Annotated in this window: 16 protein-coding genes and 1 pseudogene; 6 read left to right on the top strand and 11 right to left on the bottom strand. The window is 68.0% G+C overall.

What is annotated here, in order from left to right; genetic code table 11:
- Positions 1–155: 155 nt before the first annotated feature.
- Complete coding sequence (locus AQJ30_RS24475; protein ID WP_067237874.1) at positions 156–1,049, bottom strand: hypothetical protein; 894 nt, start codon at positions 1,047–1,049, stop codon at positions 156–158.
- A complete protein-coding gene (locus tag AQJ30_RS38095; RefSeq protein ID WP_067237871.1) occupies positions 1,046–1,417 on the bottom strand; it encodes a hypothetical protein in 372 nt (123 codons plus the stop codon). Before AQJ30_RS38095 ends, AQJ30_RS24475 begins: the two co-directional genes overlap by 4 nt.
- 56 nt (positions 1,418–1,473) lie before the next feature.
- On the opposite strand from AQJ30_RS38095, the gene AQJ30_RS24465 reads away from it, so the two are divergent.
- The gene (locus AQJ30_RS24465) at positions 1,474–5,553 is read left to right on the top strand and encodes a CHAT domain-containing protein (RefSeq protein ID WP_067237868.1); all 4,080 of its coding nucleotides are present in this window, start codon (positions 1,474–1,476) and stop codon (positions 5,551–5,553) included.
- Positions 5,554–5,575: 22 nt separating this feature from the next.
- Here the strand turns inward: AQJ30_RS24465 and AQJ30_RS24460 are convergent, their stop codons facing one another.
- The 4 genes and pseudogenes from AQJ30_RS24460 to AQJ30_RS39510 form a co-directional block, all read right to left on the bottom strand.
- Entirely contained in the window at positions 5,576–5,797 is a 222-nt protein-coding gene (locus AQJ30_RS24460; RefSeq protein WP_067237867.1) for a hypothetical protein, read from the bottom strand.
- Positions 5,798–5,842: 45 nt separating this feature from the next.
- The gene (locus tag AQJ30_RS24455) at positions 5,843–6,442 is read right to left on the bottom strand and encodes a P-loop domain-containing protein (RefSeq protein WP_079084264.1); all 600 of its coding nucleotides are present in this window, start codon (positions 6,440–6,442) and stop codon (positions 5,843–5,845) included.
- A gap of 412 nt (positions 6,443–6,854) precedes the next feature.
- Positions 6,855–7,585: pseudogene (locus tag AQJ30_RS37255) on the bottom strand (IS5 family transposase); the annotation flags it as partial.
- Positions 7,586–8,466: 881 nt separating this feature from the next.
- A complete protein-coding gene (locus AQJ30_RS39510) occupies positions 8,467–9,381 on the bottom strand; it encodes a hypothetical protein (protein WP_245727070.1) in 915 nt (304 codons plus the stop codon).
- 255 nt (positions 9,382–9,636) lie between these two features.
- Between AQJ30_RS39510 and AQJ30_RS24430 the strand changes: the two genes are divergently transcribed.
- Positions 9,637–10,467, top strand: a complete 831-nt coding sequence (locus AQJ30_RS24430; RefSeq protein WP_067237858.1) for a hypothetical protein — start codon at positions 9,637–9,639, stop codon at positions 10,465–10,467.
- A gap of 49 nt (positions 10,468–10,516) precedes the next feature.
- Entirely contained in the window at positions 10,517–11,080 is a 564-nt protein-coding gene (locus AQJ30_RS24425) for a DUF6233 domain-containing protein (protein ID WP_211279111.1), read from the top strand.
- A gap of 10 nt (positions 11,081–11,090) precedes the next feature.
- Here AQJ30_RS24425 and AQJ30_RS24420 read toward each other — a convergent pair whose 3' ends face one another.
- Positions 11,091–11,693 (bottom strand): hypothetical protein, encoded by a 603-nt coding sequence (locus AQJ30_RS24420; RefSeq protein ID WP_067237854.1) that lies wholly within the window; start codon positions 11,691–11,693, stop codon positions 11,091–11,093.
- 87 nt (positions 11,694–11,780) lie between these two features.
- Between AQJ30_RS24420 and AQJ30_RS24415 the strand changes: the two genes are divergently transcribed.
- Positions 11,781–12,047 carry a hypothetical protein gene (locus AQJ30_RS24415; protein ID WP_067237850.1) on the top strand — a complete coding sequence of 89 codons (267 nt, stop codon included), beginning with the start codon at positions 11,781–11,783 and terminating at the stop codon, positions 12,045–12,047.
- Here AQJ30_RS24415 and AQJ30_RS24410 read toward each other — a convergent pair.
- Entirely contained in the window at positions 12,026–12,328 is a 303-nt protein-coding gene (locus tag AQJ30_RS24410; protein WP_067237847.1) for a hypothetical protein, read from the bottom strand. The genes AQJ30_RS24415 and AQJ30_RS24410 overlap by 22 nt on opposite strands.
- A 109-nt stretch (positions 12,329–12,437) precedes the next feature.
- Positions 12,438–12,722, bottom strand: coding sequence for a hypothetical protein (locus AQJ30_RS24405; RefSeq protein ID WP_067237844.1), 285 nt, complete (start codon positions 12,720–12,722; stop codon positions 12,438–12,440).
- Between the two features lie 281 nt (positions 12,723–13,003).
- Here AQJ30_RS24405 and AQJ30_RS24400 point away from each other — a divergent pair, with 281 nt between their 5' ends.
- Together AQJ30_RS24400 and AQJ30_RS37245 are read left to right on the top strand one after the other, a co-directional pair.
- Complete coding sequence (locus tag AQJ30_RS24400) at positions 13,004–13,408, top strand: PIN domain-containing protein (protein WP_245727068.1); 405 nt, start codon at positions 13,004–13,006, stop codon at positions 13,406–13,408.
- Positions 13,409–14,120: 712 nt separating this feature from the next.
- Entirely contained in the window at positions 14,121–15,068 is a 948-nt protein-coding gene (locus tag AQJ30_RS37245) for an SMI1/KNR4 family protein (protein WP_245727066.1), read from the top strand.
- Between the two features lie 73 nt (positions 15,069–15,141).
- On the opposite strand, the gene AQJ30_RS24390 is transcribed toward AQJ30_RS37245, so the two are convergent.
- Complete coding sequence (locus AQJ30_RS24390; RefSeq protein ID WP_159052381.1) at positions 15,142–17,163, bottom strand: hypothetical protein; 2,022 nt, start codon at positions 17,161–17,163, stop codon at positions 15,142–15,144.
- A 594-nt stretch (positions 17,164–17,757) separates the two neighbouring features.
- Positions 17,758–22,116 (bottom strand): NACHT domain-containing protein, encoded by a 4,359-nt coding sequence (locus AQJ30_RS24385; protein WP_159052380.1) that lies wholly within the window; start codon positions 22,114–22,116, stop codon positions 17,758–17,760.
- Positions 22,117–22,122: the final 6 nt, after the last annotated feature.

The following is a 22,122-nucleotide window of genomic DNA, read 5'->3' as shown; positions in this document are numbered from 1 at the left end:
CAGTACTAGGCCCCCCAGCCATGGCCTTGCCGCCCTTGGGTCACGCTCGGTTGAGCGTCAGCGGTCGCCCCTATGTGATCGTGTCAGCGGTCATGTAATTGGACCTGGCCGTTCGAACATGCGCAGCGTCCGATGGGTGACATCGGCCGGGCGGGTCAGCGTCCCTTGCGGCAGATTCGCGTGATCTCGCTGCCCTCGTCAGGTGTGAGTGGCCCAGTGGCGTTCGCGTCGCTCACCCCGAGTGCGGTGGCCAGTGCACGGCCGTGGAGGTCGAGGGCGACTTCGATGAGGCGGGTCTGTGCCGCGACCGAGGACCGGCCACGGCGCCAGGCGGCGAAGCCAGTGACGACGGCCACCGCGGCGGACGGGGGCCACAACAGCGCGAGCATGGCGTACAGGGTGGCCCAGGAGCCGCGGACGGTCGCATCGGCGAACTGGCCGCCAGCCGCCTCTATCTCGGAACGGACCAGGTCCGGGGCGACCAGCCAGAACGCTGGCCAGACGAAGGTCAGATCGAGGCCGTAGCGCTGGTAGCCGATCGATTCGAGTGCCTTGAAGCGGTCCCCGATCCAGGTTGGACTGGCCGGGCGTGCCATGGCGAGCTGGTTCGCCCGAGCCGCCAGGTCGTCGATCTCGGCTTGCATCTCCTCGGTCCGGCCGGAAGTATCCTCCAGCGCGAATCTCCGCTCGACCAGGTCGTCCCAGCGGTCCCGACGCGCTCTGCGGCGCCAATGCGCCAGGGGCGCCGGCCAGCGGCCGAGCCAAATCAAGCGAATTCCGGCAGCCAGACCGCCAGCCGCGAGCCCGACAGCAGCAGCCGCGAGGAGCACACCTGCCACGCAGAGCGCCGTGCGTGCCGCAGGCCAACGGCTCAGGTCGGCAACGAGGTTGTCCAGCGAGTCGAGTGCATAGGCGACGTCGAGCGCGTGCGCCCACCGCAATCTGGCACCGAGCAGGATCGCGGTGAGGAAGAGCAGGCCGGGAATGGCGAGCAGCGACACCCAGCGTTCGGCAAGCTTCTTGGCCAGCTCGTCGAAGAAGGTGGTCATCCGGTGGCCCGTGTCGGCATCCGCTCCCCGGTCAGGCGGCAGCGTGGCGACAGCCCGGCCGGTCGCGGGCGCTCGGTACGTGAGCAGGCACCGTCCGGGCAGCGAGCGATCTCCTGGTCGGCGTGACCGGGACCGAACGGCATCTCGTGGGGCATCTGGCGGTAGGCGCCGGCAGCGTCGAACCGGTAGAGCTCGTCCAGCAGGTCGGCGACCGGCGTACGGGCCCGCGCGGCGGCCTCGATCGCCGTCAGCAACCTCTGGTATTCGGGCGGGCGACCAGTGCTTGCTGCACGAATGTCGGGAAGAAGCTCACAGAGATGGGCCAGCGCGGCTCGTTCCCGTTCGGCGTCGGCGGTACCTGCGGGCATGTCAATTCCACCGTCCTCGCCGCAAACCCCGTCAAGTCGATGCGACCATAGCGCTCATGGCGACCACTGCGCAGCCCAACGAGCTACTTGATCAACGGATCAGGCGGTGGCAGCAGGGCGATCCCGAGGGTGTGCTGGCGGATGAGGCGCTGATTGAAGCCGCCCAACTGTGGTGGGTGCAGCTTCCACACGCCGGTGATGACCACCTCAACCAGACCTTGCACCTGCTGGCTTGGCTGCACTGGGCACGATCCACGAGCGGACGGCAGGACGAGCGACCGATGGAACAGCGGTTCTCGCTCGGCTTCTTCCACGCGCTGTGGCAACGCGAGCCGGCCGCGCCGCCAACGGAGATTCGCGAGCACTTCGAGGCCACGAAGCTGACCGCGATCAACGACATCCATGCGCATGCGAGCGGGCTCCTCCGCGTGGTGGCGGCCTACACGCTCACTAGGCATCGGGACACCGGAATCCGCCTCTTCGAGTTGTCGGACTGGCCGCCAGACCTTTCCGCCGACGAGGCGCCGGCGCTCCTGCAGGTGGCCATGGCGCTCAACGAGCGGCACGCCGAGACCGGCGACGCTGCGGACCTCGACGCCGTCGTCACCTACGCAGAACGCGCCCTCGTGCTGGCGACCGACGCGGACCTGCTGCGCGCACAGCTTCTGCAGAACGTCGCCGTGCTGTATGCAGACCGGTTCGCGACGACCTCGGCGATTTCCGACATCGACCGCAACCTGGCGCTTAACAACGAGGCCTTAACGATCGTCAGGACTCTCGCTGCCGATCCGACCGAACTGCTCGCCAATCGCCATGCAGCGCGGTGGCATCGCTTCGTGGCTTTCCAGCACTTGGACGATCTTCGACTGGCCATAGCCGACGGCAGGGCTGCGGTCGATGGCCTGCCGCCGGGAAACTCTGTGCGTGCGACGATCCAGGCGCAGGTCACCCGTCTGTCGCAGCTACTTGCGCTACACCCGGACAACCTTGACCCGGCGGATTCCGGGGCGGCGGACCACGTGACTCCTCTGCGGTCCGCCCTTGCCAGCGCGACCGGCAGCGCGCAGTTGATCCTCCAGCTCGACCTCGGTCTCGCACTTGCCACCCGTTTCACGCAACTCCAGCGCATCGAAGATCTTCAGGAAGCCATCCATCTGTTCCGTGAGAGCACCCTGGAGCGGTCCACGTCCCTCCTGGCCATCGCCTTGCGAATGCGCTATGAGGCGCTGGGCGACGCCACCGACCTGGACGAGTGCATTGCCGTGTTCCGAAGTGCCCATAGGGGCGACACCTCGACGTTTGACCGGATCACGCTGGCCGAAGGCCTGGCCGACGCACTCGAAGCCGACTACGAAGTCCGGCCCGATAAGGCGCGGTTGCACGCGGCGATCGAGATCAGCCGCACCGCAGTGTTCGAAGCCTGGCCAGACCCGACCGCACCCGCCCCCGAGCCGGGCCTGCTGCCGATGCTGGAATCACTGGCCCACGGCAACCTCAGTCGTCGCGTGCGCGCATGTGACCGGACTGGCGACTACGACTTCGTCATTTCTTCCGAAGCAATGACTGACGCCGCGTACCTGTGGTGGCTGGCCCATCGGCTCTCAACGCGGGACCCGGCATCAGGCAGCCTGGCCAAGGCCCGTCGCGTCCTGGGAGACCTCCACATCCTGCGGCACAACGCCACCGTCGACTCCGGCCGGCCCAACGAACTGGCGCAGACGCTCATGCACTGGCTGCCGGACCCCCGGGCACTACCGGACGACTTGCCCGATCCCCTGAACCGGATGCTCGGACCATGCGCCGAGCCGGAGGCCCAGGCCGGGTTTGCCAACACCCTTATCAACTACGCCAACCAGGGACGGAATCCCGCTGCGGTGAACGCCGCAATCCTGCTCATGAGTATGGCGATCGAGGTCACCCCAGCCGACGATCCACAACTGTCCGATTGGCTCGGCTCGCTCAGCGACGCTTATGGGATCCGTGGCATCAACAATCAGAACAACAGCGACTTGGACACCGCCACAGAGCTGGCCGCCGAAGCGGCAGCCCTCGCCCCGCCGGAGGCCACCCGAGCACAGGAACGACTGGCCCGCGCCCGGAGCTCTCGCCTTCGCTTCGCCCGGCGTAGTGCCACTCCAGACCCCGGGCGCCACAGGATCGACCGTATAGTCCTTGTCAAAGAGCACACAGACGGGCCTGAAGGCGCCGAAATTGCTGCAATGTTGGATGCCTCAGCGCAAAAGTTCTTGCTCAGCGAAGAGGCGGAGGAGATGGCCAAGAAGTGGGCCACCGACGAAACCTCCAAGCATTACCTGGAGGAGTTCCGCCGCTCCGGCCTCGCTGTCGACCTGGAGCTCGCCCTGCGGGCCGCAGAAGCTGAGACCAGCCGGCACGAACACCCAACCGACCAACGCGACCACCTGTCGCACCTCGGAAACATCCACCTCCAGCGCTACGTGCTGACCCGGGAAACAGGCGAGCTTGTCGAGGCTGCCAGTCTGCTGGAAGAGGCGCTCGACCTCTCTCCCCGCATCGGCCCATTCCGCGGGCCACTGCTCCGCATCCTCAGCCGGATCTACGTTGAGTATTCAGAGCTGACCGACGGGCAGATAGAGCGGCACTGTCACCTGGCGCTCACCATGATCACCGATGCACTGGACAGTCTGACTGCGCTTCGCGGCGCTGGTCGGCTCGCCCTGCATTACCAGCGCTACGACCTGGCCGTCACCTGCTACCGCGAGGCCGTCGCCCTGATGCGCGTGGCCGCTCTGGAGGAATTCGACCGGATCGACCGGGCTGCGCGGCTTTCCGAGATCACCGAGACAGGCAGTGAGGCGGTCACCGCGCACATCCTTGCTGGCGACTCTGCCGCCGCGCTGGAGGCAGCCGAGGAAGCACGCGCGGTGCTGCTGACCCTGGAACTCGACCTGCGCACCGACGTCACCAGCCTCCGCGAGACTCGCCCCGACCTGGCCGAGCGCTTCGACCGCATGCGCCACAGCATCACTACGGACCGTACCAACAGCGCCCGCACCCCAGACGGGTACGTGCGGACCGCCCAGGCCTGGCAAAGCCGCACCGCCTGGACCAACTTGCTCGCCGACATCCGCGCGACCTCCGGCTACGAGGCCTTCCTGCGGCCACCGGCCGCCGGCGAGCTGACTTCCTTAAACCTGCCCGGCCCGCTCGTACTGATCAACGTCAGCCCTTTCGGCAGCCACGCCCTCATCATCACCCCGGATCCCGGTGTGCGCGTGCTGCCGCTGGGCGGGCTGACACACCAGGAGCTCCACACGCACGCCTACCACATGCTCTCCGCCGCAGACCCTCAGATGACCAGCGACATCCTGGCATGGCTGTGGGAAACGGTGGTCGGTCCCGTCCTCGAAGCCATCGGCCCGGCCACCAGGATGTGGTGGGTGCCAACCGGCCTCCTCGGCGCGTTTCCACTCCACGCCGCCACCGCCCCGGACGGCCGGTCTGCGATCGACTTGATCGAGTCGTCCTACGCCCCCACGATTCGGCTGCTGGCCCGTGGCCTCGCTCGGGGCGCTGTATCCGGAAATGGCGGCGACCTGATCGTCGCCGTACGCCGCACCGCGAACGGATCAGAACTCGCCGGAGCGGAGGCCGAAGGCCGCGCGCTCCTCGACCGCCACCCACAAGCCGTCCCCCTCCTCAACGAAGCGGCGAGACGCGAGAGCGTCTTGGCCGCGCTCCCCCATGCAACACGCGCCTACTTCGCCTGCCACAACGTCCGCGACGACGCCCGCCCGCACCAGAGTGGACTTGGCCTCTTTGACGGCCTTCTCACCATCGAGGATCTCTCCCGTCTGGATCTGCCAGATGCCGAGTTCGCCCAGCTCTCGGCGTGCGCCACGGTGATGCCTACTCCTGACGCACCGGACGAGCTGACCCATCTCGCTGCCGCATTCCAGCTCGCCGGCTTTCGCAGCGTCGTAGCCACCCTCTGGCCGGTCCGCGACCTCGTCGCCGCCGAGTTCGCCCAGCTCTTCCATGCCGCGGGCGGCCACATCACGACCAGCACTGCTCTCACCTCAGCCACCCGCGCCCTGCGCGACCGCCACCCCGACCAGCCTGAACTGTGGGCCCCTTACATTCACTACGGCTTGTAGAAGAAGCCCGTCACCGGTGCAGCTATGCGGCTGCTGAGCCGGCCGGTTTGCCCCAGTACTGGTCAAGGCGGGCACTGACCGTCTCGTGGGCGCGCTGCCACGGGGCGCTGCCGTCTGCGGCAACGAGGCGGGCGATGTCGTCGAAGCAGTCGACGAGGATGTCGGCTGTCACCTCGGGCGCTGTGTCCGGCACTGCCGACGCGGCGCGGCGCATCTCCCACAGACGCACGCTGCTGTCGATCACGTCCTTGAGGAGGGCGGCGCGGCTTGAGGGGGTGGCCTGGGCCGGCTACTGGGCGATGAGCAGCACTATCAAGGTGGCCAGCAGGGGCACACGCCACAGATCGGGCTCCGCACGGCGGGAGTGTGCGATGCGTGCCCTGCGCTCTGCCGTCCATGCGACTGTCCCCGCTGGGCCGCCGAGCTGCTCGGCCACGACGCTCAGGAGCTGGTCGAGGGTGTCCTCCAGGTTTCGGGGAGTTCGCAGTTCATAGACGGGCAGGCGCAGCAGCGTGGCTGACCGGAGGCAGGAGTGCCGGGAAGTGACGAGCACGTCGAGTTCCTCCGGCAGGCGGTCGAGGAGATCGGCTACCGCCTCCACGACAGCGTCTCGACGATCCAAGGTCTCATCGAGCGCGTCGAGCACGAGGAGGGCATGGCCCTGCTCGATGCGCGCCAGCAACGCCTCCACCAACTGCGGCTGCGCGTCGCTCACGCCCGCCTGGACGACGTCCCGGGCGTCGATCCGGTAAGGGCCGGCGGCAGGCAGCAGGGGGATGAGGTCACGCAGGCGCAGCCATAGCGGGACCGGGGCCTTCTCATGGGCGGCCCAGCGTGCCGCGATGCACCGGGATGCCACCGTTTTGCCGGCCCCCGGCCGTCCTACCAGAAAGAGGCGGCCCCTGTCGGCGCACCGTGTCGGCCAGTCTGTCGCGTCCGTTCCTCTGTCCGGGCATCGTCGCGCGGAGAGCTCTGCTCATACCAGGCACGGTCATCGACGTCAGTCCCAGCCCGAGGTCGGCTAGGGGAAGGATGTCCTGCCTTTGTGACCATTCCTCGCGGTAGCGACGCACTGCTTGGTCCTGAGCCTCCAGCCGGGCTGCCGCGGTGCCCGCAGCATCGGCGATGAGGGGTAGTTGTGCGGTGGTGAGCCAGCCGCGCCAGACGGCGTGGTCCGAGGCGGTGCGCTGCTCGGCCTGGGCGCGGGCGGCCGCGCGCAGGGCACGGAAGGCGGCCTACCCGTGTCCTGCCGGGACGACGGCAGCGTTCAGGCAGGCACTGCCTAGGGGGTGTCTCGTCGATCATGTCTGGAGCCAGATGAGTGTGCTGGCCAGGGTGATGGCGGCAAGGTAGCGATCGGGCTGTTTGTCGTAGCGGGTCGCGATGCCACGCCACTGCTTGAGGCGGTGGAAGCAGCGCTCGACGACGTTGCGGCGTCGGTAGACGGTTCTGTCGAAGCCGCAGGGCCGTTCGCGCCGTCGGCGTCGTCCCGCGAGCTGGTCGACGCGTTCGGGGATGGTCGCCTTGATTCCGCGTCTGCGCAGGTAGGCGCGTAAGGTGCGGGACGAGTAGCCCTTGTCAGCCACCACCCGCTCCGGGCGGACGCGGGGGCGTCCCGGTCCGGGCCGGGTGACGCGGATCTTGTCGATGACCGCTTCGGCCTGGGTGCAGTCGTTGCGGGTGCCGGCGGTGACCGTGAAGGACAGCGGCCGGCCCCGCCCGTCGCAGGCCAGGTGGATCTTGCTGGTCAGCCCGCCGCGGGAGCGTCCGAGGCCTCGTTCCTCGAGCCCCCTTTGGCGGCGGTGTGCTGGTGGGCCCGCACGATGGTGGAGTCCAGCGCGACCAGCCAGTCCACCTCCGCCCGCTGCTGGGCTGCGGCAAGGAGCCGGTCGAAGGTGCCGTCGGCGGCCCAACGGGCAAAGCGTCCGTGCACGGTCTGCCAGGGTCCGAACCGCTCCGGCAGATCTCTCCAGGGCACGCCCGTGCGGAACTTGAACACGATGCCCTCGAGCACCTGGCGGTGATCCCGCCACCTGTGCCAGGCGTCCGGCCCGCCCGCCCAGCAGCCGCTGCACGGTGGCGGGGGCGACGGCGGCGAGCAGGCCCACGGTGTGGATGCCGTACTCGTGCAGCGCTTCGGCCTGGCGGGGGCCGATGCCGTGCAGGGCCTCCACCGCCAGCGGCGCCAGCCAGCCGGCCACCTCGCCGGGCGCCACAACCAGAACCCCGCCGGGAGCTTCGACCTGGGCGGAGGCGGTCGCCGCCACGGTGATGGACGGGCCGATCCCGACGCGTACATCGATCCCGAGCCGAGAGATGACCCGCACCCGCAGCACCTCGCCCAGGCGACGCGTGTCGGCACCGTGGTAGCGCAGGGCGCCCTTCAGCTCCACCAGCGCCGCCGACGGCGGCAACGCCTGCACCACCGGCGACAAGCCAGACAGCAGCTCCAGGACCTGCCGGTAGAGCTCCTCCGGCAGCCGGTCCGGGCAGCGCACATTTGAGGAACCGCTCTGGGGCCGAAACAGCGAGGGCCGGCTGATCGTGTGTGGTGTGGGCAGCGCACCTGACGACTGGTGAGCGGCGGCGGTGAGACCGCGGCAGGACCTCAGAGCGCACGGGCGGTCCGGGGTCCTTCGCTGTCCGGCCAGGGGCACCGGATTCAGGCCTTACGTGCACTTGAGTGCGATGCCCGGGGGTCTGAGCTGCGGCATCGCACTGGGTTGCGTATGGGTGCCCCCGGATCGGGTTTGGTGAGGTGGTCCAGTGGCATGCAGAGGGTCCGCCCGCACGAGGCGGGCGCGGTTCTGGGCGCAGCGGGCGGTGCCTTCCAGCGGTGCAGACAACCCCCGTCGGCTCCGCGAAGGAGGACTTCGGCGCGGGCGCGCCTCGTCATCCCAGCAGAAGATGGTGCTACGGCCTGCGGTAAACGAGGCCAGCTGCGAACCACTGCACGAGGACAGCGGCCAGGTGGACTGCCATCTCTGCCTGCTCTTGTGTCTCCATTGGCGTGGGACTCTGCGAGCCGTGTCGAGAGGTCTGCCCTTGCCACAGGCGTCGCATCATGTCCGCGACCAGATCGAAGTCGTTGGTCCCGCTGTTGCCTGCCGGAATCGCCGTGCTGAACCGCTGTGGCGAGCTGCGGATCACCCCAAGCATCGTTCCTAGTGTCGCTCTGGAGTTGTTCGGCTCGATCAAGGCTTGGGAGGCGGACTCCACTGCCTTGATCGCTTCGCTGTAGGCCTTGGAAGGGTCTGGGTTCCGCCCATAGGCACACTGCCAGGCAGTCTCCAGGTGCTGGGATGCGGACCCGGACTGCGGAGACCGAGACGTCGTGAGGGTGTGAGCAGCAGCCTGCTGAACAGTCGACTCAACACGGCGTTCCAGACCAGTTTGGGCGTCATTGACGCGGTATGCCGAGCCCGCGAGCGTCAACATCTCCTGTAGGGCCGCGATTTCATCCGCTCGCCTGCCACCGCCGTACATCGTCAAGTAGGAGCGCCTGCCATAGCCAGATCCAGGGTTGAAGCGCTGCTCTGCGGGCGGGGTGCTCAGCCGGAGCATCGAGTTGACAACGTCGATCAGCTGATCCCGGGAGGTGCCCAGCGCTAGGAATTTCGCGGGTGAGTACACGCTGCCGGTGTTCACTGTCATCCGCAGGTCCAACGCGATCCGTTCCGCGTTGTCCTCGTCGTCCTGGAGGATGCTGAAGATCCATCGCCGAAGGGGCGTCTCCAAGTGGCTAGGGACGCCTTCAGTGAGGGATTTCTCGATCAACGGTTGAGGATCCGTCTGCGGATCACGCCGTCTGCGGCCGCGCATGAACATGATTAGAACTCTAGGCTCACGCGCTGACATCCGACGGGTAGTTTTGCGCGCTCATCCAGCGCAGGACCGCCAGATCCTCTGACTACCCGCTGGTCACAGCCGGGCGGGGATCCTTCGTCGGAGGTCCAGGCCCGGCTGCGTGTCTACCGTGGGAGCCTGCCGCCACCCTTCGGCGACACCGAGCGGCAAAAGCGGAGGCCGCCGGACGCCCACGTGTCGGATGATGCTCGCCACGCACAAGGGAAGGGCATCGGGATGAACAGCAGCTTTCGGCCGGATCTGACGCGGATCTTGGCTGCGGCCACCGAGAACATCCGGCGAACCGTCGCATCAACGGTCATGCCGCCGGTGGCGATCCGCATACCCGCGATGGATCACCTGGCGGAGGCGATCGCCCCCCTCCAGCCAGCACTGGAACGTCTGGATGCGATGATGCCCGCCAACTGGCAGGGCAGCCACCTCGCCTACTCGGAGATGATCGTCCTGATGCAGGAGGGCGTTCCACTAGCCTGGGTTCCCCCGGCCGATGTGATCCGCCAGTTGCTCACCGCTGACGACGCAGCCTCCCGTGCGCAGGTCATTGACGACTGCCGCCCGGCCATCCTTACCTCCTGCCAGGCGACTCTCGCAGCCGTGACCGACGCACGGTTCAGTGAGCAGAAGGCACTGCTCGAAGAGTGCGTGCACATGGCTGAGCACGGCATGTTCAGCGGCGCCCAGGCCCTGGCTGCCAACGTGTGGGACACCCTCATCCGCGGCCTGGCCTTCGCCAACCCCGGCTGGCTCAGGCCCAACCGCCAGTGGTCGGGCTACGCCAAGGTCCTGGACAACATCCCGGTCGTGGATGACGACGACCCCACAATCCGCCAGTTCCGCGAGGCTGCGGCCTTCCTGCCATTCCCGAGGGCGCTGGAGCCGTTCTGGCCGCCAGCCCCGGTTCCTGAACACTTCAACCGGCACGCCACGGCTCACGCAGCCGCGACCACGCAGTACACCCCGGTCAACGCCGTAACCGGGATTATGCTCGCCGTTAGCGTGCTACGAGACATCGACGACATGGGCTACCCCATCCAACTCCACGCCTGATCTGACCGCCCTGTCCGCCTTGAGCTCCCCTGCTTACCGTGGGGCCGTGATGACGCCTTCCGACGATGCTGCCGACTCTGAGCCGGTACCCGTGGCGGTCCGGGTCGTACTGCCCGCCGCCCCGGCGCTGGGGCATCCCGAGCAGGAAGTCCTCGCGCGACTGTGGAAGCGGCGGCAAACGGAGACCGGTTGGGCCTACCTCGTGGGGTTGCCGTCGTACCGGGACCTCGAGGACGGCAGGGTGGAGGCGGCGGAGTACCGGGTGTGGGTGCGTGCCCCCGACCACGTACGGCCGGTCGACGGCGTCGACTACGACCACGTCCCCACCGAGCCTCTTCCGCCGGCGCCGCCGACGTCGACGGTGGGCGAGGTCCTCGGGGAGCGCCGACCTTCGGGCTGGGTTCTGGCGAAGGTCCGCGAGGGGCAGGGGCCGGCCCGCAGCGTGCTGCACGCGCCGGACTGCGAAAAGGCACCCGAGGGTGCACCGTTGCTCGATGTCCAGCGGGCCCTGGACGTCGCGGAGAACCCGGGGACTCAGCTGTACACGCTGTGCGGGTGCGCTCAAGAGCTGACGCCGCTGCTGAACGGCTTCGACCACATCACCGGCTCCTGACCGGTCATGGTCAGGAGCCGGCCTCGATGGTGACGGGGACTTCCAGCGGCACGGTCCACTCGCTGCCCTTGGACCTAGCGGTGATACTCAGGCGCACTGGTTCGTTCGCGTAGTCGCGGTGCCAAACGTCCGCGGTGGTCGTCGACCACGGCGGCGGGGTGGTGGGGGTCAGGCCGTATCGCGTCCACTCGCGGATCGCCAGCTGCTGCGGGGCGACCGTACGGCCGGTGTCGTCGCGGCCGTACGCGCTGAACTTCCACGGCCTCCAGATGTGAGCGCGGACCTCTTCGGGAGTCGGAGCGCCGGCGAGCTGTGGCCCGTCGCCGCGGTGCGGGTTGTCGTTGCGCAGGGACGCGGTGATCTCGATGGTGCCGTGGGACAGCAAGCCGGGCGGGCCTTCGAGGTGGACCCACAGCATGGCGGTGGAGCAGGCCTCGTTGGCCACGATCGTGCAGCGGAAGTGCGGGGTGAGGTCGGCGTGCAGGCGCTGCTGCTCGATCCGGGACAGGGTCTGCGCGGCCCCGTTAGCGTTGCGCGCGGCTTTCCAGGAGCCGATGGCAGCGACGACCGCGACGGCCAGAGCCAGGGCCGCGATCGTGTCGGTGGTGGTCATGAGGCAGGACGCTATCGCCACCACCCGTCACAGGTCAGCGCCCTGGAGATATGGCCATCAGCGGGGAACGTCGTCCAAGGTGGGGCGATGAGCGCACTGCGACCCGGTGACATCACCGACGAGATGATCCAGGCCATGGACGCGGCCAAGCGGCAGGGACTGCAGAAGGACCTGCGCGCCCTTGCCGCAAACATCCGCGCCCACGCCGAAGGCCGGTACGACAGCGCGGAACCCGGGTGGCGGGCCGGAGTCGAGTGGACGCTGCTGTGGATGGAGAACACCGCCGCCCAGCTGACCGAGGGCACCCCTGGCGCCGGGGTCGGCGGCCGGGGTCAGGGTGTGTCGCCGGAGTAGTAAAAGCGGCACACCACACCCGGGCCGCTCCCCGGACGCGGGTCGTCGGGGCGCGGGTCGTACAGCGCCCGCCTGCCCGGCCACCGTCCCAGCTCGGTCATCAGGGCGACACCGTTGTCTATCTTCTTCCGGTCGCCAGCCCGTATGTCGAGCAGCAGCCCGTCCAGCGGCCCGCCGACCAGCGCGGCGTACGTCTGGTGCGGCAACGAGCCCGGGTTGGGGGCGTCGTGGTCGCGGCCGTACACCCGGCCGCGCAGCAGCTGCTCGTCATCGGCGTTCATCCGGCCCGCCTCCCAGCCACCGCCGACGGCGGAAGGCCGGCGGCGACCGGAAGCCCGGCCTCTCCCGCCCTGCGGGAGGGCACCAGAGCTCCCTCCCGCAGGGCGGGCGTCAGGCGCAGGGCAGACGGTCGCAGGCGGGCCAGTCGATGCGCACCCCGCGGCGGATCAGCGCGGTGAGGCTGTCGACCTGGCACGTGCGCGGCTGCTCCTGGGTAAAGCGGCGCAGCGCCCGGTAGACGCCGTCGCGCAGCTGGCCGTCGGTCATCGTGGACGCCTGCTCCTGCACTTCGGCGAGGCGCTGCCCGGCGCGGTACGCACGGGACAGCGCGGCGTCGGCGAGCGGCCCTTCGGCAAAGCCGTTGCGTACGACCAGGCCGGGCTCGATGGAGGTCATGGTGACGGTCCCTTTCCGCCCGGCCCCGTTGGTCTCCCGGTTGGAGACGCGGTCGCGGGACCGAGCGGGCGGGAACGTAGGGCGCCGGGTTCGTTAGCGTCGCGCCCTGCTCCTACCAGCGACGCCCGAACAGGCCGCGGCCCTTCTTGGCGTCCGCTTCGGTCGGCTCCCGCGCCGCGGCCTCCAACGACCTCGGCTGGACCGACGAGGGCGGCAACCTGGACGAGAACAAGATGCTGGAGGACACCATCACCAACGCCCCGTGACCGGCCCCCTGCTGATTGGACCACACGACCGCGGGCGCCCTGTACGACCCGAAGGACCCGTTCAACGAGGCGGTCGCCGCGTTCTACGTGCAGGCCTCCGGCGGACTCGGTGACCTGTACGCGCCGGTCCTGCCCCTGACGGCCGGCGACGCCGAACGGCCGGGCCTGCTCGGCTACATCAAAGGACTGCGGTTCATCCGGATCGAGGCCTTCGACACCGACGCCGCGGTCACCGCCACCGAACTGCTGCGCTTCGGACACTCCTGGGCCGCCGTCCACGCCATCCACTCCGCCCGTCCCTCCCCCACCCACCCACCCACCCACCGGGCGCTACCTGCTCACCCTGACCTCCAAGGCATACGCCGGCACCGGCGTCCAAGCCGTCCACCCCGACCAATAGCCGCCAGCCACCCCCGCTGACAGACGCGCGATCGTCGCGTCGGCCCGAGCCTGGTCGGCCGCGCGGCGCCGGGTGCTGCAGCAGCGGGCTTCCGGCACCGGGTCACCGGCGTATCTCCGGCGGCCCGGGAGCGTGCCCACGCCCCCTCGGGCTCACGTGTGTGCGGCCAGGTCGCCCCGGACGTGTACGCGCGGTCCGGTGACCGGCCGCGGCGTCCGGCGCGCAGCAGCGCGGCATCGCGCCTGGCGCGGCCGCCGTGAGGCATGTGCATGCCGGGCATGGTGTGCGGGTCCTGCGCCGGCTCGGGGACCGGGCGGGACCAACTGCTCATCATCCGCGGCCTCGGCCGCCGAGGGCGTCACATCGCCGGTGGCCGCGAGTCGGGGCACCGGCGCGTGTCGCCGCGCCCGCCCGCTCCGCCGGCCGGTAGACCGTGCAAGCTCCGGTCAAGAGCGGGGATGGGTCAGCGTCCACTACTTCGGGGTCAGCGACCCATTCCTATAGTGGTTCTGCTGGGAATCACTGGCCCGTCTCGTCAAGCGGCAAGGTTAACGACAAGGTCAGTGCACGTGCTGCCGTGGTAGCCAGACGATGGCCGCTCGGAGGTTGTCGGTCGCCGCCACACCAACTGCACGCTGTATCGGACAATGTACGCCTGGGCTGCTGTCAGCGTCCGCGTCTTACTGTGTGAACGGCACTGCCCTCCACCCGACCAGCAAGGAGCACCAGGCCGTGAACGTCGAAATCTCTCCACACGTGCGCGACACCGTCTTACAGTTCGGGTCGGGCGCGCCCTACGCCCTGAAGGTCCTGGCTGGCCAGCTGGCGGACAATCCGGAGATGGGCAGGCCCTCAACTCTGCCCGGCATCCTCACTGTGATGATCGACGGCGACCAGTTCGAGGACTGTCCTGCCCTGGCCGTTGGCTACATTCGCGAGCCCGATCGGATCGAGATCCGGTACGTGAACCGGGCCCCGGTCACCGAGGCCGCCACGAACGCCGAGAGCCAGGGGCAGGGCGAGAGCGACAGTCAGCCTGCCGGTCCCGGCCTCGATGAGGTGGCGGAGCGGCAGATTGCCGACGCCTGGCAACGCATCACACACTGGCTCCAGCACAACGCTCCCGACTCCCACGCGGCGCTCCGCCACGGCGCGAGCCCCGCCACCCTCGCCAGCCTGGAGCAGGAACTCGGCATGTCCATACCCGCCGACCTGCGGGCCTGGTGGTCTCTCACGGCGGGCGACGACGGGGTCGACGGCTCGGGATGTCTGCCCGGTAACCAGGCGTTGATGCCATTGGACGGCGTAACTGACTTCTACCGGCAGCAGATGGACGCTCAAGCCCATCAGGACACCCTCAACGACCGCCGCACCGAGGACGACCGGGTCACTGTGTGGAATGCGGCTTGGATCCCAGTGGTCTCCTATGGCGTCGCTGATCGCACTTCTGGCTCGTATCTGGACGCTGAGACTGGCTATCTGGGCCGCTGGTCCCGTTACAACGAGAGCCTGGGCGATGAGCTCGACACGCTGGCTACCTACTTGGAGAGCGTCGCGGACATGCTCGAATTTCCTGCCCTGGCCACCCGGGACAGGCCCGGCCTGGTGGGCGGGGCGTTGGTATGGGGCAGCAGGCTCGATTCCGCGCAGGAAGGCCGGTGGCAGCCGCTGGTCGGCTGACCCGAAGGAGGGAGGGGGCCGGTCCTGCGGACCGGTCCCCTCCGGCTCCACCTGCCTGTCGCTCAGGCGCACGTCAGCTGATCTTGCTCCACGTACAGGTGGTCGCGGTAGACGTGCAGTGTTCGAATCCCGGGAGGGTGAGGAAGAAGCCGTCACCGTCCAGCATCCGCCAGGACGGAGCCGGGAACCCGCTGAACGCGCGTTGGTTCTGCACGCTGGGGATTGCCGCGCGCCCGCACCGCTCCGTGCCGCTCGGACCGTTCGTGGCAGTACGGGTGTCGGCGAGGATGCCGAAGTTCGCCGAACCGTCTCCCATCTTGTCCGTGAACAACTGGGCGCACTTGCTGCCCGAGGTCACCAGGTTGACGCTGTTGGGAAAGCCGCCGGACTCGTGCGTCGAAGCCATCGCGAACTCATCGCAGTCGACCGATCCCACGGACGCGTCCGACTTGTGGACACTCCATGTGCTGTCGCACACGCGGGTGCGGCTGTTGTCCGATGTCCACGTACCGCCAGCGCTGTTCTTCAGGGTGGTGTCCGGACCCAGGTAGTGCATCAGCGAGTCCCATCGCCGAGAGCCTGCGTGATCGGGCATCACCTGCTGCATGTACCAGTAGTACGCCCCCGCGGCCGGGTACAGATTTGTGTCCACGGTCCAGTTCAGCGCGAAGGACGGCAATACGCAGCCCGGCGCCGATGACTTGAGGATGTCGTCGCAGCGTGGCGCCAGCTCGCGCCTCGGCTGCGTCCCGGAGGTTCCGAAGTTCGCCGTGGCCTTTGCGGTGTCACTGGCGTCCACGGTCGCGGTCACCGACCAGCCCAGGTCGATGGTTTCCTTGCCCGTGCCGGACCAGGTCGTCTGGGTGGTTCCCCACCGGCCGCTGTATGCGCTTGCGTCCTGTGCTGACCAGTAGGCGGTATCGCCCGCGGGGTTGTTCTGGTTGTCGGCCCACCGCGTCTTCGACGTCACACACGACGAGCACGTCGACTGGATGTTCCACTTCATCGTGACGCCTTTGAGCGCGGCGTCGATTGCGACCGGCACGATGACGATCTGCTGGTCGAACTCCCCGAAGTCCGACCCGGAGGCGGCCTTGTTCGGGTAGGCCTTGATCCTCTGCTCGAAGTCGAAGGTGGCGAAGCCGATCTGCTTGTTGTCGGCGTCGATGAAGATGAGGTTGCCCGACCCGATGTTTTTCAGGCACGCCTCGGTGCGGGTGATGTAGTCCTTGCCTGCCGGCTTGTCGTAGCACCAGTCGACCAGTTCCACGGCAGGCGCGACGGCCACCGCCGTAGGAGGCGTACCGCTCTTGTGGGCCTTGGCCTCCGCCGTGTCGTGCAGCGCCTCGGCGCGCTTCTTCGCACGCGCTTTGGACTCTGCGGTGGGAGGGGAAAGATCGATGCACAGCTTGCGTCCCTGAAGGTCCTGTTTGCCGCAGGTACGCCTTTGGGTGGCCTCCCGCTTCACCGCACCGTTCGCGGCGAACGTCGGCAGGGCCGGCCCCGGATCGGACCGAGTGAACTCCTGTATCGCCTGGACAGTCGGATCGATCGCCGACGACGTCTGCGCAGCAGGAAACTTCATGTACGGCTCGATACGGAAGTCCGCCCACGGCGACCAGTTCGTTTCGTAGAGGCTGCCGTCGTAGGCGGATGTGCGGAACTTGTACAGCACGCCGGGCTTGAGGATGCCATAGGGCACCGTCACCTTCGCGGTGCCGCCCGAGGCCACGTAGGGCGACACCAGCACGCCGTACTGCCCGGACCCGTCGAGGTCGACCTGCGCCTTCGGGGTGCCGTCCGCGTTCGTGGTGTACACCTGGAACGTCAGGTTAGCGGTATCACCGTCCGCGTCGGTCACCGTATTGCGCAGCACCACCTCCGGAGTGATGACCCGCCAGACGGTGCCCGCCTTCGAGAATTTCGGGCCGGCAGATGGTGTCTTACCCGAGACTGGCCGCTCGCCTCCAGCAGCGATCGCCCCCAAATTCTGCGGGCCGGCGGCCGCCACGGTCGCGGGCGAAGCTTCCAGGCCGGGCGCAGGCGGGGTGGGCGCCGCCGCTGCGGTGCCCACCCCGGTCAGTAACGCCAGCACGGCACCCGCGGCAGCAGGCCTCCATGCCGACGTGCGTAAGAGTCTCATTTCCTCAATTCCCCTCACGAATTGGTGACTTGTGCACGACAGCCCGGACCTCATCACGACCGCACCAAAAGCCATATGACTGAAGTCATGGTTTGCAGGCCGGGAACTCATTCAGGCCAGGAAAGCAGTGCCTTGCTTCTCCTGACGCTGGTAGTCACCGGCGGCCTGACGGTTCGCGTCCTGCGCCGCCTAATTCTCCGGGCCAGAGGGCGAGCGGCCTGATGGCCGGTGTGGGGGTATTGGCGGCAGATGAGGGCTAGGCGTTGGCGTGCGGGCGCAGCTCGACGGTCCATACGCCAGGCAGTGCCGGGCACGCTGTGCGCAGCAGTCTCACGGGCACGTGCTCCTCCTGTTGACCACTGATACACGGCGCGGCGCAGCGTTGCCGTTCTGCTGGCCGCTATCCCGGTTCGCACCACGACAGGGGCCATGGAGGAGTGACAAGCCTCCGTGCCCGGTCGAGTCGGTCGCCGGCACCTGGACACAAGTCCCAGCGCTCACGCCGCAGAAGGCGCGGTGCATACCAGCGGTGACGGGACCCGCTGGTCAGGTGTTGCGCTGGGCTGGGCTGCGTAGGGTGCAGTCGAGCACAAAGGCGCGGATGTCCAGGCTTCGTCTCTCACTGAGCTGAGCAGCTTGGGCGTCGTAGAATTCCCGCAGGTTTGCCCCTGTCTGACCTGCTGCCGGCTGTTTGCGTTCCTTCGCCGTCCATTGATCGTTGGGGAAGAAGGCGATCAGGTAGAGGCCGTTGCGGGTGCGGAGCGCTGCAAGGTAGTCGTCGGCGAGCTGGGTCTCCATGGCCGTTTCGATCTTGTCGTGCCAGTTACCTTTCACCTCGATGGCGACCTGGGCCACGGGCTCGTCCGGCCGCCGCGGCGCGGTTTGGGCGTGCGCAGCGGTGGGTGCCTGCAGGAGCAGGTCGATGCGGTCGCCAGCTCCCTTGATGTTGCGGTAGACCTGCACCTCGCGGTTGATGAGGATGCCGCCTTCGGCGAGGTCGCGGCGCAGGGCGTGTGCGAGGTAGTCAGATACGAGATTCTCGTCCTTGGGAAAGCGCAGTCGCTGGCGTGTCTTTCGTCCGTCGACGGTTTCCAGTTCGGTCTCGTTCCACAGGATCGCCGCGGGGAGAGTTCCTTGGGTCAGGTCCTCCTGAATCCTTTGCAGGAGCACTAGGACGAGATCAAGCAGGTCGGTTCCGTCCTTAACCAGTCGCCGTCGGGGGTCCTGGATCAGCTCACCCAGCTCGTTGGGGGTAGGACGGATCCAGGACACTTCCCGGTGTGCTTGCTCGGCTTCCTGTACGAGGGTGCGCAGGATGCCGTCCTGGGGCCAGTCGGTTGCGAGGGCACGCAGAATGTGAACGGCCTCGCTGGTGCCTCGGGATGCGAGGTGGTCGAGTACGACGGTGCTGTGCTTGTGCGGGGGTATGTCCGGGGAGGCCGTCAGAGGGTAGTGGTTCAGGAGGATGCGGGCGATGTCGCCCAGTGCGGGAGTGGGTAGTTCGGCGAGCCATGCTCGCGTGCTGCCGGCGCTCAGGAAGGCGTCGCAAACGGATTCGAGTGCCGTGGGGTCGGTGCGGAGGCGGTGTTCTGCTGTCGGCCAGATCTCATGGGGCGTCTTAATCAGGAAGACGCGCAGATATGCGGTGTCCAGCAGCTCGTCACGCGCAGGGCTGGTCTCACGTAGCGGTGCACCGAATCGCTCGAGTGCCTGAGCGCGGCTTTGTGCGCTGCCCTGTTCCAGGATGTGGGCGAGGACCATGGCCAGTACCTCGTGGCCAGCTGGGCCGGTGGTGTTGTCGTGAGCCTGCGTGGTGAGGTCGGTGAGTGTCTCCAGCAGTCTGGCTTCCAGTTGGGGAGTCCAGATGGTCGAGATCAGATCGAGTGTGGACTGGGCCTCTTCCGTCGCGTAGGACGCCCGGACGAGTGCGTCGTAGGTGGTCTCGAGCTCCCGTGGGGCGTGGGGGAGGCATTTTTCCAGCAGTCGGCGTCGCGGGCTGCTGTGCTGGACTGCCGTGCTGGTGAGGGGGAAAGCTACAAGAGTGGGTGCCCAGGTTCGCCATTGGCTCGGGGTGAGGGTGGACAGCGCTTGGCCGTCATCGAGGAGGGCGATGAAGGCGAAGATGGCCGCCCACGAACGCCAGGGAACGCTGTGCGTGCCGATCCAGCTGTCGTCGCCGGGGCGGCTCTCCGTAACGAAGCGACGTGCTGCGGACAGCAGTTGCTTTTCGTGGCCGTTGGCGAGGATGGCGGTGCCGGGCAGCGACACCAGGTCGCTGTCGAAGTCGGCAATAGGGAATCTGCCGGTCTTCGGGTCGCGCTGCAGGTTTCTGCACAGGGTCACGAAGCTGTCGTCATCGCCCGATGCGGCTTGCGTGAGCAGGGCGCAGGTTGTGGCGATGTACTCGGCTCGGCCCTCCCACGGTCGTGATCGGGATTGCAGCCGTTCCTGTCGAATCCTCAGCTGTTGCGCATAGGGGCTGTCGATGGGGATAGCGTCGAAGTCGTGGGCAAAAACCTGCGGCCAGACCCTGGTATGGCGCGTGGCCCATGCCGTGTCCTGTCCGGCGTCTGTCGTCTTGACCATGGCCCATACGTGCTGGAGCGCAGGCCAGGCATGGGGGGCCTGCGTATCGCTGAGACTTTTCTCCAGCTCCACGAGCCAGGCGAGGTCCGCGGCATCGAGAAGACTGGTGCGCTGTTCTCGTTCCCGGCCGATGGAGCTCTCCCACCGCCAGCGGATGGGCCGTGGAGGGCTCGTGTCCCACCCCTCGGCCAGTTGGAACGCGTCCTCAGTGTCGCGGGCTACGGTGATGAGGTGATGGGCGAGCGTGCGGCGTAGATGGCGTGTGTGCGGGTCGCCGGGATCGTCGAGTGGTGCGCACAGCGGGGCGGGCACGGCCAGCTGCGGATAGGTGCGAAGGTAGGGACGCAGCCCTGCCGCCACGGCGGGGATGCGCGCTTCGGCCGCGGGTCCGCTCAGGGCGCGATCGAGGAGGCCTTGGGCCATCGCGCTCGCGTCGGACCAGCCCGCCCACGGGGAGTCGAGGTCCATCACTCGTGTGCTGGCCCATTCGAGAAGCGGCGCGACCTGCTCGTCCGTGAGCAGGGCGGGCAGCTTCTGGCAGAAAGAGGTGTACGGGCTCGGGTCGGTTCGTGGCGGCGTCAGAGCCGAGATGAGTTCGTCGGTGGTCAGCCACGGCCGGCAGGCGCCCAGCACGGCGCCGCGCAGGTCGTCGTCCGGATCGTGCTCGGGGTGCTCCGCCAGTTCAGCCAGGATGGGCTTGAGCAGAGTCGCAGCCCTGTCCTGGTCCAGGATGTCGGTGCATTGGGCAGCCAGGCGGCGCAGCGCAGGGGGACGTTGAGTGTCGGCGGCCAGGGACGCTACCGCGGGCAGGAGATCCTCGACCTCGTTCTCGGCGATCAACGTAAGAATGAGTTCCAGCTCGTAGGTGCCGTGGAGCGGACGGCTCACGGCGTCGTCAAGAGCCTGCCCCAATTGCTCAGTGAGGCCGGGATGGTGCAGGGGCGTCGCGTGCCGCCAGAAGAGACCGCTGCGGGATGGGTTGTGCCGGGCGGTACGCAGCAGGCCGTCGACGATGAGTCCGGTGCACTGTGGGTCATCGATGTAGGAGCTGTAGGAGGCGATGGCCTGTGGGTCGGTCCCGATCAGCCACGGGCCGAGGTCCGGGCGCAGGGCGATGAGCCAGGCGGCGAGTTCGTGCAGGTCTGTGGGGATGCCGGGCTCGCCGACCTCACCGCGGTGGATGAGGAGCCCCTGTAGTTGTTCGCGAGGGATGCGGTGGTCGCTCAGGTGTCGGGCGGTGAGGTAGGCGGCGATGGAGGCGTGAGCGGGGCCGGCCGCTGCAGGGCCGCGGCTGCTGAACAGGGCGCTGTGCAGGACGCTTTCGAGGAGGGGACGCTCGATGATGAAGCTTTCCCCGGTGGTGCCCTCTCGGGTGCCGAGGAAGGTGTCGACTGGCAGCAGGGCCCGGCTGGAGTCGGGGTGGTGCAGCGATGTGGTGATGCCGTCGGCGCCGGTGAGCAGGCAGTAGCAGGCGAGACGGGCGGCGGTGGCGAATCTTTGGGTTCGGCTTCCGGCAAGCTCTTGCGGGGCACGGTCTTTGCCCTGGTGCATGACCGCGTGCGGGAGGGCGAAGGCGTACAGGTCGGCGCGGCTGGCGGGCAGTGCGCTGTGTTGCAGGAAGGTGTCCAGCAGCAGGTCGAGCGTCAAGGGGGTACGCGCGAGGGTTTGGGCACCGGCCGCCTTCACCGCTTCGATGAACCGCTGGGGATCAGCGCCTTTGGCGGCGGCAGCCGCGGCCAGGTCGTCCATGCGCAAAGGAGCGAGAGTGTAGGTGCGGGCATCGGTGATGCCGAAGGCGGTGGCAACAGCCTGCCTCAGCGTGTCGGTGTAGGCCATGCTGCGGCAGGCGATCAGTACCTGGAGTTGGCGGCAGTCATAGGTGTCGGCCAGATCGGTGAACCAGCCAGCGAGTTCCTTACCGGTGGCCTGGCACTCGTCGACACCGTCCAGGAGGAGAAGGTATTCGGATGCCGTCTCCTCCTCCGACGGACCGGAACCCTGGGACGAGACGGCAGGCGCGAGTCGGCTCAGTACCGGCCGGGCCTTACGGGTCAGATCCTCCCAGGACCTGACCCCGCCAAGGTCGACCCGCACACAGACCTTCCGTCCGGGGCCGTTGTGGCCTGCTTCCAGAACGGCCGACAGCGCATGCGATTTACCGATGCCGGCTTCCCCGAGCAGGACGGCTGAGGCGGCGCAGGCCTCGGCCAGCGGCACGACCGACGGCAGGCGATATCTGCCGGGCAGACTCAGGAGAAATCCGTCTGAATCGACAGGGACGTCCTCCCCGACAGGAACACAGAATCTGTCCAGCTGCATACGGCA

Origin of the sequence: Streptomyces longwoodensis (assembly GCF_001514125.1) — a bacterium.
Classification (GTDB): Bacteria; Actinomycetota; Actinomycetes; order Streptomycetales; family Streptomycetaceae; genus Streptomyces; species Streptomyces longwoodensis.
Note: the sequence above shows the minus strand (reverse complement) of the source record. Positions and strands in the feature narration are given on the sequence as shown.

Bases quoted from the DNA above. Each gene is read 5' to 3' on its own strand.
- AQJ30_RS24475 (WP_067237874.1), bottom strand. From the start codon at position 1,049: ATGACCACCTTCTTCGACGAGCTGGCCAAGAAGCTTGCCGAACGCTGG.
- AQJ30_RS38095 (WP_067237871.1), bottom strand. From the start codon at position 1,417: ATGCCCGCAGGTACCGCCGACGCCGAACGGGAACGAGCCGCGCTGGCC.
- AQJ30_RS24465 (WP_067237868.1), top strand. From the start codon at position 1,474: ATGGCGACCACTGCGCAGCCCAACGAGCTACTTGATCAACGGATCAGG.
- AQJ30_RS39510 (WP_245727070.1), bottom strand. From the start codon at position 9,381: ATGTTCATGCGCGGCCGCAGACGGCGTGATCCGCAGACGGATCCTCAA.
- AQJ30_RS24430 (WP_067237858.1), top strand. From the start codon at position 9,637: ATGAACAGCAGCTTTCGGCCGGATCTGACGCGGATCTTGGCTGCGGCC.
- AQJ30_RS24425 (WP_211279111.1), top strand. From the start codon at position 10,517: ATGACGCCTTCCGACGATGCTGCCGACTCTGAGCCGGTACCCGTGGCG.
- AQJ30_RS24420 (WP_067237854.1), bottom strand. From the start codon at position 11,693: ATGACCACCACCGACACGATCGCGGCCCTGGCTCTGGCCGTCGCGGTC.
- AQJ30_RS24415 (WP_067237850.1), top strand. From the start codon at position 11,781: ATGAGCGCACTGCGACCCGGTGACATCACCGACGAGATGATCCAGGCC.
- AQJ30_RS24410 (WP_067237847.1), bottom strand. From the start codon at position 12,328: ATGAACGCCGATGACGAGCAGCTGCTGCGCGGCCGGGTGTACGGCCGC.
- AQJ30_RS24405 (WP_067237844.1), bottom strand. From the start codon at position 12,722: ATGACCTCCATCGAGCCCGGCCTGGTCGTACGCAACGGCTTTGCCGAA.
- AQJ30_RS24385 (WP_159052380.1), bottom strand. From the start codon at position 22,116: ATGCAGCTGGACAGATTCTGTGTTCCTGTCGGGGAGGACGTCCCTGTC.